The sequence below is a fragment of the Amycolatopsis sp. NBC_00438 genome (genome assembly GCF_036026695.1).
Taxonomy (GTDB): Bacteria; Actinomycetota; Actinomycetes; order Mycobacteriales; family Pseudonocardiaceae; genus Amycolatopsis.
The window spans coordinates 6,740,265-6,754,740 of the sequence record NZ_CP107923.1; the positions used below are offsets into that span (position 1 = coordinate 6,740,265).

The 14,476-nt window shown below is 70.8% G+C and carries 13 protein-coding genes; 8 read left to right on the plus strand and 5 right to left on the minus strand.

Going from position 1 to position 14,476, the window contains the following annotated elements; genetic code table 11:
- The first annotated feature begins 2 nt into the window (after positions 1 to 2).
- Positions 3 to 653 (plus strand): epimerase, encoded by a 651-nt coding sequence (locus OG494_RS30215; RefSeq protein ID WP_328444457.1) that lies wholly within the window; start codon positions 3 to 5, stop codon positions 651 to 653.
- Between the two features lie 47 nt (positions 654 to 700).
- Here OG494_RS30215 and OG494_RS30220 read toward each other — a convergent pair whose 3' ends face one another.
- Positions 701 to 1,372, minus strand: coding sequence for a TetR/AcrR family transcriptional regulator (locus OG494_RS30220; RefSeq protein WP_328444459.1), 672 nt, complete (start codon positions 1,370 to 1,372; stop codon positions 701 to 703).
- Positions 1,373 to 1,431: 59 nt separating this feature from the next.
- Between OG494_RS30220 and OG494_RS30225 the strand changes: the two genes are divergently transcribed.
- The gene (locus OG494_RS30225; protein WP_328444461.1) at positions 1,432 to 1,995 is read left to right on the plus strand and encodes a TetR family transcriptional regulator; all 564 of its coding nucleotides are present in this window, start codon (positions 1,432 to 1,434) and stop codon (positions 1,993 to 1,995) included.
- Here OG494_RS30225 and OG494_RS30230 read toward each other — a convergent pair.
- Positions 1,988 to 2,404: a PGPGW domain-containing protein gene (locus tag OG494_RS30230; protein WP_328444463.1), complete on the minus strand. Its 417-nt coding sequence runs from the start codon at positions 2,402 to 2,404 to the stop codon at positions 1,988 to 1,990. The genes OG494_RS30225 and OG494_RS30230 overlap by 8 nt on opposite strands.
- Complete coding sequence (locus OG494_RS30235; protein ID WP_328444465.1) at positions 2,371 to 3,831, minus strand: serine hydrolase domain-containing protein; 1,461 nt, start codon at positions 3,829 to 3,831, stop codon at positions 2,371 to 2,373. The genes OG494_RS30230 and OG494_RS30235 overlap by 34 nt, the downstream gene beginning before the upstream one ends.
- Before the next feature lie 142 nt (positions 3,832 to 3,973).
- Here OG494_RS30235 and OG494_RS30240 point away from each other — a divergent pair, with 142 nt between their 5' ends.
- Genes OG494_RS30240 through OG494_RS30250 form a run of 3 tightly spaced genes read left to right on the plus strand, consistent with a single transcriptional unit; the run spans position 3,974 to position 5,374 of the window.
- Positions 3,974 to 4,309, plus strand: a complete 336-nt coding sequence (locus OG494_RS30240) for an ArsR/SmtB family transcription factor (protein WP_328444466.1) — start codon at positions 3,974 to 3,976, stop codon at positions 4,307 to 4,309.
- The gene (locus OG494_RS30245) at positions 4,306 to 4,773 is read left to right on the plus strand and encodes an SRPBCC family protein (protein WP_328444468.1); all 468 of its coding nucleotides are present in this window, start codon (positions 4,306 to 4,308) and stop codon (positions 4,771 to 4,773) included. The genes OG494_RS30240 and OG494_RS30245 overlap by 4 nt, the downstream gene beginning before the upstream one ends.
- Before the next feature lies 1 nt (position 4,774).
- Positions 4,775 to 5,374, plus strand: coding sequence for a dihydrofolate reductase family protein (locus tag OG494_RS30250; protein ID WP_328444470.1), 600 nt, complete (start codon positions 4,775 to 4,777; stop codon positions 5,372 to 5,374).
- On the opposite strand, the gene OG494_RS30255 is transcribed toward OG494_RS30250, so the two are convergent.
- Both OG494_RS30255 and OG494_RS30260 read right to left on the minus strand, forming a co-directional pair.
- Complete coding sequence (locus OG494_RS30255) at positions 5,362 to 5,952, minus strand: FMN reductase (protein WP_328444472.1); 591 nt, start codon at positions 5,950 to 5,952, stop codon at positions 5,362 to 5,364. The genes OG494_RS30250 and OG494_RS30255 overlap by 13 nt on opposite strands.
- Entirely contained in the window at positions 5,949 to 7,046 is a 1,098-nt protein-coding gene (locus OG494_RS30260; protein WP_328444474.1) for an LLM class flavin-dependent oxidoreductase, read from the minus strand. Before OG494_RS30260 ends, OG494_RS30255 begins: the two co-directional genes overlap by 4 nt.
- Before the next feature lie 114 nt (positions 7,047 to 7,160).
- Between OG494_RS30260 and OG494_RS30265 the strand changes: the two genes are divergently transcribed.
- The 3 genes from OG494_RS30265 (at position 7,161) to OG494_RS30275 (ending at position 14,470) form a co-directional block, all read left to right on the plus strand.
- A complete protein-coding gene (locus OG494_RS30265) occupies positions 7,161 to 8,468 on the plus strand; it encodes a hypothetical protein (protein WP_328444476.1) in 1,308 nt (435 codons plus the stop codon).
- 132 nt (positions 8,469 to 8,600) lie between these two features.
- Positions 8,601 to 10,652: a DNA gyrase/topoisomerase IV subunit B gene (locus OG494_RS30270; RefSeq protein ID WP_328444478.1), complete on the plus strand. Its 2,052-nt coding sequence runs from the start codon at positions 8,601 to 8,603 to the stop codon at positions 10,650 to 10,652.
- 29 nt (positions 10,653 to 10,681) lie between these two features.
- Positions 10,682 to 14,470, plus strand: a complete 3,789-nt coding sequence (locus OG494_RS30275; protein ID WP_328444480.1) for a DNA topoisomerase (ATP-hydrolyzing) — start codon at positions 10,682 to 10,684, stop codon at positions 14,468 to 14,470.
- The last annotated feature ends 6 nt before the right edge of the window (positions 14,471 to 14,476 follow it).

Below are 14,476 nucleotides of genomic sequence, written 5' to 3' on the forward strand. Positions count from 1 at the left end.
TCGTGCGGGTGATCCTGTTCGGCGCGACCGGCATGGTCGGGCAAGGCGTGCTGCGCGAATGCCTGCTGGACGAGAGGGTCGAGGCGGTGCTGACCGTGGGCCGGGCCCCGGTCGGCGACAGCCACCCGAAGCTCACCTCGATGGTGCGCGAGGACCTGTTCGCCCTCGAGCCGATCACCGGGTACGACACGTGCTTCTTCTGCCTCGGCCTGTCGTCGGTCGGGGTGGCGGCCGAGGAGTACGAGCGGATCACCTACCAGCTCACCCTTTCGGTTGCCGGAAAGCTGCCCGCGGACACCACTTTCGTGTACGTCTCGGGCGCGAGCACCGACAGCACCGAACGCGGCCGGGTGCGCTGGGCGCGCGTCAAGGGCGCGACCGAGAACGCCCTCGCCAAACTGCCGCTGCGGACGTTCTTCTTCCGCCCCGGTTACATCCAGCCGCTGCACGGGATCACGTCGAAAACGCCGCTGTACCGCGCGATCTACCGCGTGGGGGCGCCGCTGTACCCGGTGCTGCGCCGGCTGGCGCCGCGGGTCGTGACGACCACCGAGGACATCGGCCGCGCGATGCTGGAGGTCGCCGCGAACGGCTACGAGCGGCAGATCCTGGAGAACTCCGACATCACGGCCGCCGCGGCCCGCGCGCACTGAGCCGTCACCGACCTCGCGCGACGAGCCCGGCCCGTGGGAACCGACCCTCACCGGCCTCGTGCGACGAGCCCCGCGAGCAGGTTCGCGAGGCCCTCGGCGAGCGCCGTCGTGAACAGCTCTCCCACCGGCGGGCCGCCCAGCTCGGCGGCGGCCGCCGCGACGGCTTCGGTCGGGTTGGCGTAGGGCCACAGCCCCGACACCACGACGACCACCGCCCCGGCGAACTGCGCCGCGCCCTCGGCCGACAGCTCCGGGATCCGCTTCCGGACCAGCTCGCCGAGCCGGTCGGTGTTCGCGGCCGCGCGGCGTTTGAAGCCGCGGGCGAACTCCAGCGAGATGTTGCGTTCCAGGACCGACCCCATCGAGCTGACCAGCTCGCACAGCAGCGGACGCTCGGCCAGCGACGCCGCGAGCGTCCCGGCGAGACGTTCTTCGCGGGCGAAGCCGGGCTCGGCGGCGCCGGCGTCGGCGAGGGTTTCCTCCAGGGAGGTGAGCCAGTCCGTCCAGGTGGCGTCCAGGACTTCGAGGAAGATCGCCTCACGGCTGTCGAAGTAGCGCAGGACGTTGGACTTCGCGAGCCCGACCCGGCAGCTGAGCTCCCGCAGGCTGATCTCGGCGACCGGCCGCTCGGCGAGCAGCTCGCGCGCGGCGGCGAGGATCGCCGTGCGGCGCGCCTCGACCTGCTCCGGCCGCCGGGCGCGCTGGAATCCGCCGCTCATGGGCCGAGGTTACCGCCGGCCGGGCCGCACTGAACGTCCGTTCAACTAGAATCGGGGCCATGGCCACCCGGGATCCCGCCGCGAAGCGCCGCCAGCTGCTCGAAGCCGCGCTGGCGGAGTTCGCCGCGCACGGTATCGCCGGCGCCCGGATGGACCGGATCGCGACCCGTGCGAAGTGCAGCGCGGGCCTCGTCTACACCTACTTCGGCAGCAAGGACGACCTGTTCGACGCGGTCTTCGACACGATCGTCGAGCGCACCCTCGCCGAGACGCCGATCACCGCCGACGACCTGCCGGGGTACGCCGGCCGGCTGTTCGACAACTACGTGGCCTACCCCGAGGTGACCCGGATCTCCGCCTGGTACCGCCTCGAGCGCGCAGGCTCGGGCCGCACGATCCAGGCGATCGCGGACTCGGCCAAGGGCAAGGTCGAGGCCATCCGCGCGGCCCAGAAGGCCGGCACGGTCTCGGACCGCTTCGAGCCGGAACAGCTGCTGATGATGGTGCTGACGCTGGCGGCGATGTGGTCGGCCCAGACGGCCGAGATGATCGCCACGGCCCCCGACGACGAGGCCTACCGCCGCGCGACGGTCACCGAAGCGGTCCGCAAGCTGATCAGCTGACCGCCTTCTCCTCCCGGCGGGACTTCACCCGGCGGTAGCTCCAGATCAGCAGCGCGAACAGGATCACCGACGACAGGATCAGGCTCGATCCGGTGCTCCAGCCGCTGAACGGCAGCGACTTCACCGTGCCCCAGACGATGCCCGCCGCCAGCAGGGCGAGCCCGGCCAGCACCGAGCCGGCGATCCGCAGGGGTGACGAGACGCTCTCCTCGGCCGCCTTCATCGCGCGGTCGCGCACCGGGTCGACGTAACGCTCCAGCTTCGGGAACTCCGACGCGAGCAGCAGCAGCCCGGCGAGCACCAGCAGCAGGCCCGGCCCGGGCAGGACCAGCAGCAGCACGCCGACCACCAGCAGGATCGCCCCCGCCACCGTGATCATGATGCGCTTGGCCTGTTTACCGATGCCCACTCCGCCACTCCCCTCGTTCCGTCCGATTCTTCCCGGTTGTGCCCCCGCGTGCCACTCGCGAGTACCCGGATCCGCGCCGCGGACACCACCAACGCGCCGAGCGTGGCCGCGGCGAGCCAGCTCACGACGCCCGGCCAGACGTACAGCAGCTGCCCGAACGTGCCCCGCCTCCCGGCGAACACGACGCTCATCAGCTGCGGCAGCAGCACCAGGACCAGCGGCGGCGCCAGGCTCGGCAGCAGCCGGAGCCCGGCCCGCCACCACGACGTCCGCCGCGCCGCCCACCGCCGCGCGTGGCGGACGCCCAGCACGGCGAGCACCACCGACAGCAGGATCAGCCCGGCGAGCACCCGGTCCGCGACGACGCCGGCGGGCAACGCGAGCTCCGGCGTCCCGCCCCGGACCAGCGTCGCGAGGCCCTGCGCCAGCGAATCGGCGTCGTTGTCCAGGGACAGCCCGGTGGTGGCGAGCACCGTGACGCCGTAGCCGCCGGGCAGCAGGATCTGGGCCGCGGTGTGGCCGAACCACTCACCGTTGTGGGACAGCTGCCCGGGCCGGTAGGCGCCCCAGCCGAACGCGTAGTCGTGCCCAGGCGCCGGGGTGTGCGCCAGCGCGACCGACGCCGGCGACAGCACACCGCCGCCGTCCCGCTGCGCGATCAGCCAGCGCGTCAGGTCGGTCGCGGTGCTCAGCACGCCGTGGCTGCCGCCGGTGAACCAGTCCGGCTCGGCCGCCGGGACGGCGAAGCCGAACGCCCGCACGTAGCCGGGCGAGAGGTCCGCGGGCGGACTGTCCACAGTGGAACTGGCCGGCATGCCGAGCGGGGCGAACAGCCGGGTCCGCAGGTACCCGGCGAACGGCTGAGCGGCGACGACCTCGACGATCCGGGCGGCCACCTCGTAGTTCGGGTTGTGGTAGTGGAACTTCGCGCCCGGCTCGTCGGCCAGGCCCGCGTCCCGCAGCCGGGCGACGGCGTCGGCGAGGGTGTGCGGCTGCGGCAGCGTCAGGTCGGGGAACGCCGAGTCGGCCATCCCGGACGTCTGCTCGAGCAGCATCCGCACGGTGATCCGGGCGCCGCGCGGGTCGGCGAGGCGGAACTCCGGCAGGTAGCGCGTCACCGGCTCGTCGAGTCCGACGCGGCCGGCGTCGACGAGCTGGAGCACGGCGAACGCCGTCATCGACTTGCTCAGCGACGCGATCGGCAGCCGGGTCGACGCGGTGATCGGCGCGCCCGCCGCGTCGTGGCCGTAGCCGGCGACACGCACGACGTCGGCGCCGTGCGTGACGGCGACCGCGGCTCCCGGCAGGCCGGTGTGGTCGAGGTAGGCGCGGACGTACTCGTCGATGCCGTCGCGCGCCGGAGCGGCCGAAGCCGGGGTCGCCAGCAGGAAGAAGAACGCGCCGAGCAGCGCGAAAAGCCTGGTCATGGCGCAAAAGTAGGCCGCGGGCCCACCCGCCGTCCGCTGCCGGACGACGCGAGCCACCCCCTACTTTCGGCACCTCCTTGACCGCGGTCTCCCACGTTCTTATAGTCAACACATCGGTTGATAAACAGATTGGTTGATAAAGATGGCGGTTGACGACGAGACGCTGGATCGGGCGTTCACCGCACTCGGCGACCCCGTGCGCCGGGCCCTGATCGCCCGGCTCTCCCGCGGCGAGGCGACGGTCAACGAACTCGCCGAGCCCTTCGCGATCACCAAGCAGGCGATCTCCCGGCACCTGCAGGTGCTGGAGCACGCCGGGTTGATCAGCCGCGGCCGCGACGGCCAGCGGCGGCCGTGCCGGCTCGTCCCGGCCGCCCTGGAAGAGCTGACCGGCTGGATCGACACCTACCGGCTGGCCACCGAACGCAGCTACCGGCGGCTCGACGCCGTCCTGGAAACCTTGGAGGAAAACGGATGAGCACCACGATCACCGCCCAGCCCGGCACCCCGTTCATCGACGTCACCCGCGAAGTCGCGGCATCGCCGGAGAAGGTGCTGCGGGCCTACACCGACCCGGACCTGATCGTGCGCTGGCTGGGCCCGCACGGCATGGAGATGGAACTGCTGGAGCTGGACGCGCGGTCCGGCGGCGGCTACCACTACGTGCACCGCGACGAACGCGGCGAGTACCGCTTCCGCGGCGTCTACCACACGGTGAGCGCCGAGCGGATCATCCAGACCTTCGAGTTCGAGGGCGCGCCCGGCGACGTCTGCCTCGAGACGATCGCCTTCACCGGCCTAGGCGACGGCCGGACCCGGATCGACGGCCACTCGGTCTTCCCGTCGGTCGAAGCGCGCGACGCGGCCGTCGAAAGCGGCATGGAGGCCGGCATCGTCGACTCGTACGAGCGCCTCGACACGCTGCTCGAGAAGGACGCCTGAGATGACCGTCGCGGCGAGCTTCTGCATGTCACTGGACGGGTTCGTCGCGCGGCCCGACAACTCCGTCGGGCCGCTGTTCGACTGGTACTCCGCCGGCGACGTCGAGGTGCCGATGGTCGGCTACCCGATGACGTTCCGCGTCGCCGAGCCGAGCGCGGGCTACCTTCGGCGGCAGCTGGCGCAAGCCGAGCACAGCGCGTTCGTCTGCGGCCGCACGGTCTTCGACCACACGCACGGCTGGGGCGGCCGCCCGCCCGGCGGCGGCACGGCGTTCGTCGTCACCCACCGCCCGCCGCCCGCGGACTGGCCGGCGGAGAACCTGGCGCCGTTCACGTTCTGCCCGGACGTGGAGACCGCGATCGAGCGGGCGAAAGCCGCGGGTGACGGCAACGTCGGCGTCTCCGGCCCGGCCATCGCCCGGCAGTGCCTCGCCCTCGGCCTGCTGGACGAGCTGGCGATCGACCTCGTGCCGGTGTTCCTCGGCGAAGGCGTCCGCTACTTCGAAAACCTCGGCACCGGCGAAGCCGAGCTGGACCGGGTCGAGGTCGTCGAGGGCGAGGGCGTCACCCACCTGCGCTACCGGGTGCGCTACCGGTCCTGAGTGGACGCCAGCAGCTGGTCGAAGGGCACGAAGGACGGCGCCTCGGGCACGACGGGACGGCCCGCGGCGAGGGTCGCCAGCTCGGCGCCCGCCCGCTCGATCCGCCGCTGCAGCGCGCCTTCACCGCTGCCCCAGTCCGACGACGCCGCGTAGACGCCCGTCGCGACCGGGTCCGCCTTCAGGTACCCGAAGAGCGGCCGCAGCTGGTAGTCGAGCACGAGCGAGTGCCGCTCGGTGCCGCCGGTCGCGCCGAGCAGCACCGGCTTGCCCACCAGTGACTCCGCGTCCAGGACGTCGAAGAACGACTTGAACAGGCCGCTGTAGCCGGCGGTGAACACCGGCGTGACGGCGATCAGCGCGTCCGCCCCGGTGACCGTCTCGATGGCCCTGCGCAGGTCCGGGCTCGGGAAGCCGGTGAGCAGGTTCTTCGTGACGTCCAGCGCGATGTCACGCAGCTCGACGACCTCGACGTCGACCGACGACCCGGCCGCAGCGACGGTCGCTGCGGCCAGCCGGTCGGCCAGCAACCGGGTCGAGGACGGCACGGACAGCCCGGCCGTCACCACCGCGAGCTTCATGCCCGGCTCCCGACGAGCGCCGCGTCCTTCAGGGCCTTCAGGGACTCGTGCGTCGGCGCGTCCGGCACGTGCGCCGGGCGCAGCGCGTCGAGTTCTTTGCGCAGCACCGGGATCACGTGCTCGCCCAGCAGGTCGAGCTGCTCCAGGACGACCTTCAGGGGCAGGCCGGCGTGGTCCATCAGGAACAGCTGGCGCTGGTAGTCGCCGAAGTGCTCGCGGAAGGTCAGCGTCTTGTCGATGACTTCTTGGGGGCTGCCGACGGTCAGCGGCGTCTGGTCGGTGAACTCCTCCAGCGTCGGGCCGTGCCCGTACACCGGTGCGTTGTCGAAGTACGGCCGGAACTCGTTCCACGCGTCCTGCGACTTCGGCCGGATGAACGCCTGGCCGCCGAGCCCCACGACGGCCTGGTCGGCGGTGCCGTGGCCGTAGTGCTCGAACCGCTGGCGGTAGAAGGCGATGAGCTGCTGGAAGTGCTCCTTCGGCCAGAAGATGTGGTTCGCGAAGAAGCCGTCACCGTAGTAGGCGGCCTGCTCGGCGATCTCCGGGCTGCGGATGGAACCGTGCCAGACGAACGGCGGGACGTCGTCGAGCGGACGCGGCGTGGACGTGAAGCCCTGCAGCGGCGTGCGGAACTTGCCCTCCCAGTCGACGACCTCCTCGCGCCAGAGCCGGCGCAGCAGCGCGTAGTTCTCGATGGCGAGCGGGATGCCCTGGCGGATGTCCTGGCCGAACCACGGGTAGACCGGGCCGGTGTTGCCGCGGCCCATCATCAGGTCGACGCGGCCGTCGGCGAGGTGCTGCAGCATCGCGAAGTCCTCGGCGATCTTCACCGGGTCGTTCGTGGTGATCAGCGTCGTCGACGTCGAGAGGATCAGCTTCGACGTCCGCGCGGCGATGTGGCCGAGCATCGTCGTGGGCGAAGAGGGCACGAAGGGCGGGTTGTGGTGCTCACCCGTCGCGAAGACGTCGAGACCGACTTCTTCGGCCTTGAGCGCGATGCGGACCATCGCCTTGATCCGCTCGTGCTCGGTCGGCGTGGTGCCGGTCGTGGGGTCCGTCGTGACGTCGCCCACCGTGAAGATTCCGAACTGCATGACCTGCTCCCTTTCCGAAGGCGCGTGCCCATCTTACATGCGCGTTCAACTACTTCCAAGCAAGAGATATTCCGCCCCGTCGGCGTCCGAGGGGCACCAGCTAAGGTCAGAGGCATGGACGCGGAGTTCGCTCGGCTGGGTTTGGCAGAACGTTCGGTACGACTTCTCACCGGCCGCGACATCTGGGCCTCGATCACCCCACTGCTCAGCCCACGCCGGAACCTGGTGGCCGCCTTCGGTCACGTGGGTCCCGGCGCGGCCGCCCTGCTGCCGTTGCAGCCGGGCGACACGCTGATCACGGACGCGGGCCTGGATTCGGTGCTCGCCGGCACGACGAGCCCGCACGCCCTGCTGCACTGGGTGAAGGCCGGCGTGGCCGTGCACTCGCTGCGCGGGCTGAACGCGAAGCTGGTGATCGCCGAGGACGACCCGGCGTTCGTGGTGGTCGGCTCGGCCGACGTCACCGCCGCCGGGCCGCGGCAGCTGTTCGAGGCCGTCACGCTCTCGACGGAGAAGCACACTGTGGAGGAGGCTCAGGAGGCCTGGCTCGAATGGGCCGACCTGGCCGGGCCCTCGCTCACCGCCGGTGACCTGGAGCCGCTCCTGGAGCAGTACGGCGCCGGGAAGCTGGTCACCCCGGCGCGTCCGGCGACGCCGGCCCGCACGCCCGCGGCCCGGCCGGTCGTCACGACCCGGCAGGTGACGCCGGTCCGCCCGGCGGCCGCCACACCCCCGCCGTCCCCGGTCCGCCCGGCACCACCGGTCACGCCGGTGCGCCCGGCGCCCCCGGTCGCCCCGCCGCCGGCACCCCCGGCGCCGGAACCGGTTGCGGCACCGGCCCTCGCCGGCGAGACCGAGCCGGAAACCGCCGACACGCCCGAGACTCCCGAGACCACCGGCACCCCGGCGGCGACCGACGTCCCCCGGCCGTCGTGGCCGCGCCCGGCCGAGCTGTACCTGGTGAGCCTCGTCGAAGGCGGCGAGCCGTCGGCCGAGGCCGAGTACCGCCTCGAAGAGCTGGCCCGCGACCACACCCACCCCGGCGACGACGGCGAATCGCCGTTCCGCGTCGAGCTGTTCTGGGCCGACGACGGCCAGGGCCAGGACCCGCCGCGCACGCTGCGCGCCGGCGTCCACGTGGTCCGCGTCTACAGCCAGAAGCAGGGCCGGGCGCTCGTCGGGTCGCGGATCGAGGCCCCCGGCCTCGTGCTGCACGCCTACATCGACGAGTACGCCTACCCGCGTCGCACGTACTGCTACATCCTGACGCGCGAGACCGAGGCGAGGCCGGCGTTCGGGGACCTGCGCAAGGGGCTCGCCACGATCGGCGAGAAGCCGAACTTCCGGAACAGCTTCCAGGTCCCGCGGAAGATCGAAGCCGTGCTCAGCCTGTGGCCCGACCTGGGTTTCGACCCCCGCTAGCGGACGGCGCTCGCCACTCCGGGGACGGAGCGCGCGGAAGTTGTCGGGGTGGGCGGATATCCTGCAGTACGGTGCAGGCCGAGTCCGCACCCACCAGAACCTTCGCGAGCCACGATCCGGGAGAACGACCCTGTGACTGCCGAGACCTTGTACGGGGCCGATGACCTGACGCATCTCGAGGGTCTCGAAGCCGTCCGCAAACGCCCCGGGATGTACATCGGCTCCACCGACAGCCGTGGTATCAACCACCTCTTCTCCGAGGTGGTGGACAACTCCACGGACGAAGGTGCCGCCGGCCACGCGACCAGGATCGTCGTCACGCTGCACGCCGACGGCAGCGTCCAGGTCGACGACGACGGCCGCGGCATCCCGACCGACACCCACGCCAAGTCCGGTTTGTCCGGCGTCGAGCTGGTACTGACCCGGCTCCACGCCGGCGGCAAGTTCGGCGGCTCCGGCTACAAGACCTCCGGCGGCCTGCACGGCGTCGGCGCCTCGGCGGTCAACGCCCTGTCGCACCGCTTCGACGTCACGGTGAAGCAGAACGGCAAGGTCCACCAGATGTCGTTCAAGCACGGCGTCCCCGGCACCTTCGACGCGCCCGGCCCGAAAGCGAAGTTCACCCGCCACTCCGGGCTGAACATCGTCGGCAAGATGAAGCGCGGCGAGCGCAGCGGCACGTCGATCCGCTACTGGTACGACGCGCGCTACTTCGAGTCCGGCGCGGCGCTGGACATCGAGGGCGTGCGGGCGAAGCTGCGCAACACCGCGTTCCTCGTGCCGGGCGTCACGTACGTGCTGCGCACGGCGATCGAGGACACGATCAACGAGGAGACGTTCCACTTCCCGCACGGGCTGGTGGACATGGTCGACTTCCTCACCCCCTCGGGCGAGAAGCCGGTCTGCGGCACCCTGCTGATCACCGGCGAGGGCACCTACAAGGAGAACGCGGCGGACGCGGCGGGCGTCATGCAGTCCAATGTGGAACGCCGCGCCGAGATCGAGGTGGCGCTGCGCTGGGGCACCGGCTACGAGCGCACCGTCGAGTGCTTCACCAACACGATCCGCAACGTGCACGGCGGCACCCACCGCCGCGGCTTCGACCGGGCGATGGCGAAGGCGTTGCAGGACGCCATCTCCAAGACCCGCGGTCTGCTCAAGCCCAAGGAGGACATGCCGACGATCGAGGACGTCCTCGAGGGCATGACCGCCGCGGTGCACGTCCGGCTGCCGGAGCCGCAGTTCACGTCGCAGACCAAGGACGAGCTGTCCACCGCCGGCGTCACCCGCGTCATCCAGGGCATCGTCGACAAGCACGTCAAGGCCTGGACCGAGGACCGCAAGACCAAGTCCGAGGCCAAGGTCGTGCTGCAGAAGGTGGTCGACGCCTCCCGCGTCCGGCTCACCCAGAAGCAGCAGAAGGACGCCGCGAGGCGCAAGACCGCGCTGGAAGGCGCTGCGATGCCGCCGAAGCTGGTCGACTGCCGCACCACCGGCGTCTCGCGCAGTGAGCTGTTCCTGGTCGAGGGCGACAGCGCGCTCGGGTCGGCCCGGATGGCGCGCGTCTCGGAGTACCAGGCCCTGCTGCCGCTGCGGGGCAAGATCCTGAACGTCCAGAAGGCGTCCCTGGGCGACACGCTGAAGAACGCCGAGATCGCGTCGATCGTGCAGGTCCTGGGCGCGGGCACCGGCCGCACGTTCGACCTGACGACGATGCGCTACGGCCGGGTGATCCTGATGGCCGACGCGGACGTCGACGGCTCGCACATCCGGACCCTGCTGATCACCCTGTTCGCCAAGTACATGCGCCCGGTGATCGAAGACGGCCGGCTGTACGCGGCGATGCCGCCGTTGCACAAGCTCGTCACCAAGGGCCGCAACCCCGAGACGCACTTCACCTTCACGCAGCAGGAGATGGAGACGAAGTTCGCCCAGCTGGAGCGGGCAGGCAAGAGCATCGTCACGCCGGTCCCGCGGTTCAAGGGCCTCGGCGAGATGGACGCCGACGAGCTGTGGGACACCACGATGAACCCGTCCACCCGCTCGGTCCGCCGCATCACCATGGACGACGCCGAAGCCGCCGAGAGCGCGCTGGAACTGCTGATGGGCGAGAAGGTCGAGCCCCGGCGGAACTGGCTGGTCGCCTCCTCGGACCGGATCGACCGCGACGCCATCGACGCTTGATATTTTCGTAGCTACCAAGGAGTTCTGCCGTGGCACGCCGCAAGGGCCCCACCACCAAGGTCGATCCCAGCGCGTTCGACTCCGCCGGTGCGAACGTCTTCGACAACTCCCTGAAGACGGAGATCGAAGACTCCTACCTGGAGTACGCGTATTCGGTCATCCACTCGCGCGCCCTGCCCGACGCGCGCGACGGGTTGAAGCCGGTGCACCGCCGGATCCTCTTTTCCATGCACGAGCAGGGTTACCGGCCCACGCACGCGTACGTGAAGTCGTCCCGCGTCGTCGGGGACTGCTTCGTCCGCGGCGCACTGGTGTCGACCCCGGGCGGACTGCGGCCGATCGAAGAGATCGAGATCGGCGACCATGTCCTCGACGGGCGCGGTGAAGCCGTTCCCGTCACCGAGGTCTACGAAAACCCGGCTTCCGATCTCGTGCGTGTCACCTGGTCCAACGGGCACACGATGCTCGTCACGCCGGGTCAGCGGTTCCGGACCGTGGCCGACGACTCGACCTTGACCTGGACGGACGCGCGCGACCTCACCGGGCGGCTGACCGTCGCCTACGGGAACGCCCGCCGGGACGAGCGGCCGGCGGGCGGCGATCGCTACGCCTACCTCCTCGGCTTGATCACCGCCGAGGGCTTCGCGGTCGACCGGAACCGCGACGCGGACGGCCGGGTCCGGATCCACATGTGCGACGTCGAGCCCCTCGACGTGGTGCACGACTGGGCGGTGACCAACGGCCTCGGCGTATCCCGGGGAACCCGCGTCGCGGCGAAGCCGGGCTGGCGCGACCAGCACATCCTCACTTTCTCCCGGCACGACGGCCTGCTCGCGGCCGGGAGCCCGCTCAGCGACGCGAAGGCCGTCCCGGCGGAAGTCCTCGCGAACCGGCCGTCCTGGGCGCCGTTCCTCGCCGGAATCTTCGACGGCGACGGGTACATCCGCAAGGACCACCGGGAGATCGTCTACGTCAGCACGAGCGAAACGCTCGTCCGGCAGGTATACGCGATGCTCGCGGATCTGGGGATCCACGGTCATCACTGGAGCAACACGAAGACCGACGGCCACAAGACCCTGCTCGGCCTGTCCGTCAGCGGATCGGACGCCGCCGTGCTGGCCCACGTCCTACTGCCGTGGACCAAGATCGGCTACAAGAAGAGCGGGCTGGAAAGGCTCACCGAGATCGCCTACGGCTACGGCGGCAAGCAGGGCAACGACCGCCTGCCCGCCAAGGCGGTCATGGCCGAATTCTCGGCGGCCCACACGGGCGGCGGCTGGTTCCGGGACACCGACGGCAACGCCTTCCGCGCTTCTTTGTCGGCGGTGAGCGGCGCCGAGGTCCGTTACGGCAAGGACCGGCACGGCACCGCGCTGGCCGACCGCTCGTTCCCGCTCGGCCGCGCGTGCCAAGACGGCTGGATCGACAAACTGCGCCGGATCGGCTCCCCGCTCGCCGACAACCTCGACGCGTTGAAGGGGTTCTCGTTCCTCAAAGTCGTTTCGGTCGAGCCGGTCGCGGCGGACGTCACCTACGACATCCAGGTCGGCACCGAAGCACACGAGTTCGTGGCCGAGGGTTTCGTCGTCCACAACTGCATGGGCAAGTACCACCCGCACGGCGACACCGCGATCTACGACGCGATGGTCCGCCTCGCGCAGGACTTCTCCCTGAACGCGCCGCTGATCGACGGGCACGGAAACTTCGGCAGCCCAGACGATGGACCGGCTGCTTCGCGTTATACCGAGGCACGTATGTCCCCCGAAGCCATGCAGCTCGTCGGTGAGCTGGGCGAGGACACCGTCGACTTCCGGCCGAACTACGACGGGTCGCTCGAAGAGCCGACCGTGCTGCCCGCGGCGTTCCCGAACCTGCTGGTCAACGGCACGTCCGGGATCGCGGTCGGGATGGCGACGAACATGATCCCGCACAACCTCGGCGAGGTCGTCGCCGCGGCGCGGTGGCTGATCACGCACCCGACCGCGACGCTCGACAAGCTGATGGAGTTCGTCCCCGGCCCCGACCTGCCCACCGGCGGCAAGCTGCTGGGCCTCGACGAAGTGCGTCGCGCGTACGAGACCGGCCGCGGTGTCGTCCGGATGCGCGCGAACGTCGAGACCGGGCCCCTCGAAGGCAGCCGCGGGCGGCAGGCGATCACCGTCACCGAACTGCCCTACGGCGTCGGCCCGGAGAAGGTGATCGAGAAGATCACCGACGAGGTCAACAAGTCCAAGCGGCTCACCGGCATCGCCGACGTCAAGGACCTCACCGACCGCGAGAACGGCACGCGGCTCGTCATCGAGTGCAAGGTCGGCGTCAACCCGCAGGCCCTGCTGGCCGACCTCTACCGGCTGACGCCGCTGGAGCAGTCGTTCGGCATCAACAACCTGGTCCTCGTCGACGGCCAGCCGCAGACCCTCGGGCTCAAGGAGCTGCTGGAGGTCTTCCTCCGGCACCGCTACGAGGTCGTCACGCGGCGCACGAAGTACCGGCGCCGCAAGCGCGAAGAGCGGCTGCACCTGGTCGACGGCCTGCTGATCGCCCTGCTCAACATCGACAAGGTGATCAAGCTCATCCGCGAGAGCGAGAACGCGCAGGCCGCGAAGGACGGCCTCATGACGCGCTTCAAGCTCTCCGAGATCCAGGCGACCTACATCCTCGACACCCCGCTGCGCCGGCTGACCAAGTACGACCGGCTCGAGCTGGAGTCGGAGCAGGAGCGGCTGCGCGAGGAGATCGCGGAGCTGAGCAAGATCCTCGACGACGAGTCCGTGCTGAAGAAGCTCGTCTCGTCGGAGCTGGCGAAGATCGCGAAGGACTTCCCGACCGAGCGCCGCACCGCGCTGATCGACGGCGACCTGAAGGAGGTCCTGGCCGCGTCGAAGCCGTCCGGGCCGCTGGAGGTCACGGACGACCCGTGCCAGGTGATCCTGTCGGCGACCGGGCTGGTCGCGCGCACGGCGGCGGAGTCCGAGGAGTCGACGGAGACACGCCGGCGCAACGGCCGGGTGAAGCACGACGCGGTGTCGGCGGTGGTGCACACGACCGCGCGTGGCCAGGTGCTGCTGGTGACCAGCCGCGGCCGGGCGTTCAAGACGGACGTACTGCCGTTGCCGGTCCTCCCGGAGCAAGCGGGCACGGTCTCGCTGCGCGGCGGCATGGCGGCCCGCGAGCTGATCCCGCTGGAGAAGGGCGAGACGGTGGTCGGCATTGCGCCTTTGGGCGAGCAGGCGGCGGGCTCCCCGGGCCTGGCGCTGGGCACGCGAGCCGGCGTCGTGAAGGTGTGCTCGCCGGAGTGGCCGGTCCGCTCGGACGAGTTCGAAGTGATCTCGCTGAAGGACGGCGACGAGGTCGTCGGCGCAACGTGGCTGCGGGACGGCACGGAGACGCTGGCGTTCCTGACGTCGGAGGCCTCGCTGCTGAAGTACGCGGCGTCGCTGGTCCGCCCCCAGGGCTTGAAGGGCGGCGGCATGGCGGGCATCAACGTCGGCGCGGGTTCGGCGGTCTTCTTCGGAGCGGTCCGCACGGACGACGACGAGCACGGCGAGCCGATGGTCATCACGGCGACGGGCGTGAGCGTCAAGGTAACGCCGTTCAGCGAGTACCCGGCCAAGGGCCGAGCCACGGGCGGCGTCCGGGCGCAGCGGTTCTTGAAGGGCGAGACGGAGTTGCGGGTGGCCTGGATCGGCCCGCGGCCGGCGGGTTCAGCCCGCAACGGCGACCCGGTGGAGCTGCCGGAAGTGGACGTCCGCCGCGACGGCTCGGGTCACGCGCACCCCGGCCCGGACGTGGTGGGCCACCTCATCGAGCGCGACTGACGGTTG

Excerpts from the sequence above, each read along its gene's own strand:
- OG494_RS30220 (WP_328444459.1), bottom strand. The coding sequence starts at position 1,372 with ATGAGCGGCGGATTCCAGCGCGCCCGGCGGCCGGAGCAGGTCGAGGCG.
- OG494_RS30225 (WP_328444461.1), top strand. The coding sequence starts at position 1,432 with ATGGCCACCCGGGATCCCGCCGCGAAGCGCCGCCAGCTGCTCGAAGCC.
- OG494_RS30235 (WP_328444465.1), bottom strand. The coding sequence starts at position 3,831 with ATGACCAGGCTTTTCGCGCTGCTCGGCGCGTTCTTCTTCCTGCTGGCG.
- OG494_RS30240 (WP_328444466.1), top strand. The coding sequence starts at position 3,974 with ATGGCGGTTGACGACGAGACGCTGGATCGGGCGTTCACCGCACTCGGC.
- OG494_RS30245 (WP_328444468.1), top strand. The coding sequence starts at position 4,306 with ATGAGCACCACGATCACCGCCCAGCCCGGCACCCCGTTCATCGACGTC.
- OG494_RS30250 (WP_328444470.1), top strand. The coding sequence starts at position 4,775 with ATGACCGTCGCGGCGAGCTTCTGCATGTCACTGGACGGGTTCGTCGCG.
- OG494_RS30255 (WP_328444472.1), bottom strand. The coding sequence starts at position 5,952 with ATGAAGCTCGCGGTGGTGACGGCCGGGCTGTCCGTGCCGTCCTCGACC.
- OG494_RS30260 (WP_328444474.1), bottom strand. The coding sequence starts at position 7,046 with ATGCAGTTCGGAATCTTCACGGTGGGCGACGTCACGACGGACCCCACG.
- OG494_RS30265 (WP_328444476.1), top strand. The coding sequence starts at position 7,161 with ATGGACGCGGAGTTCGCTCGGCTGGGTTTGGCAGAACGTTCGGTACGA.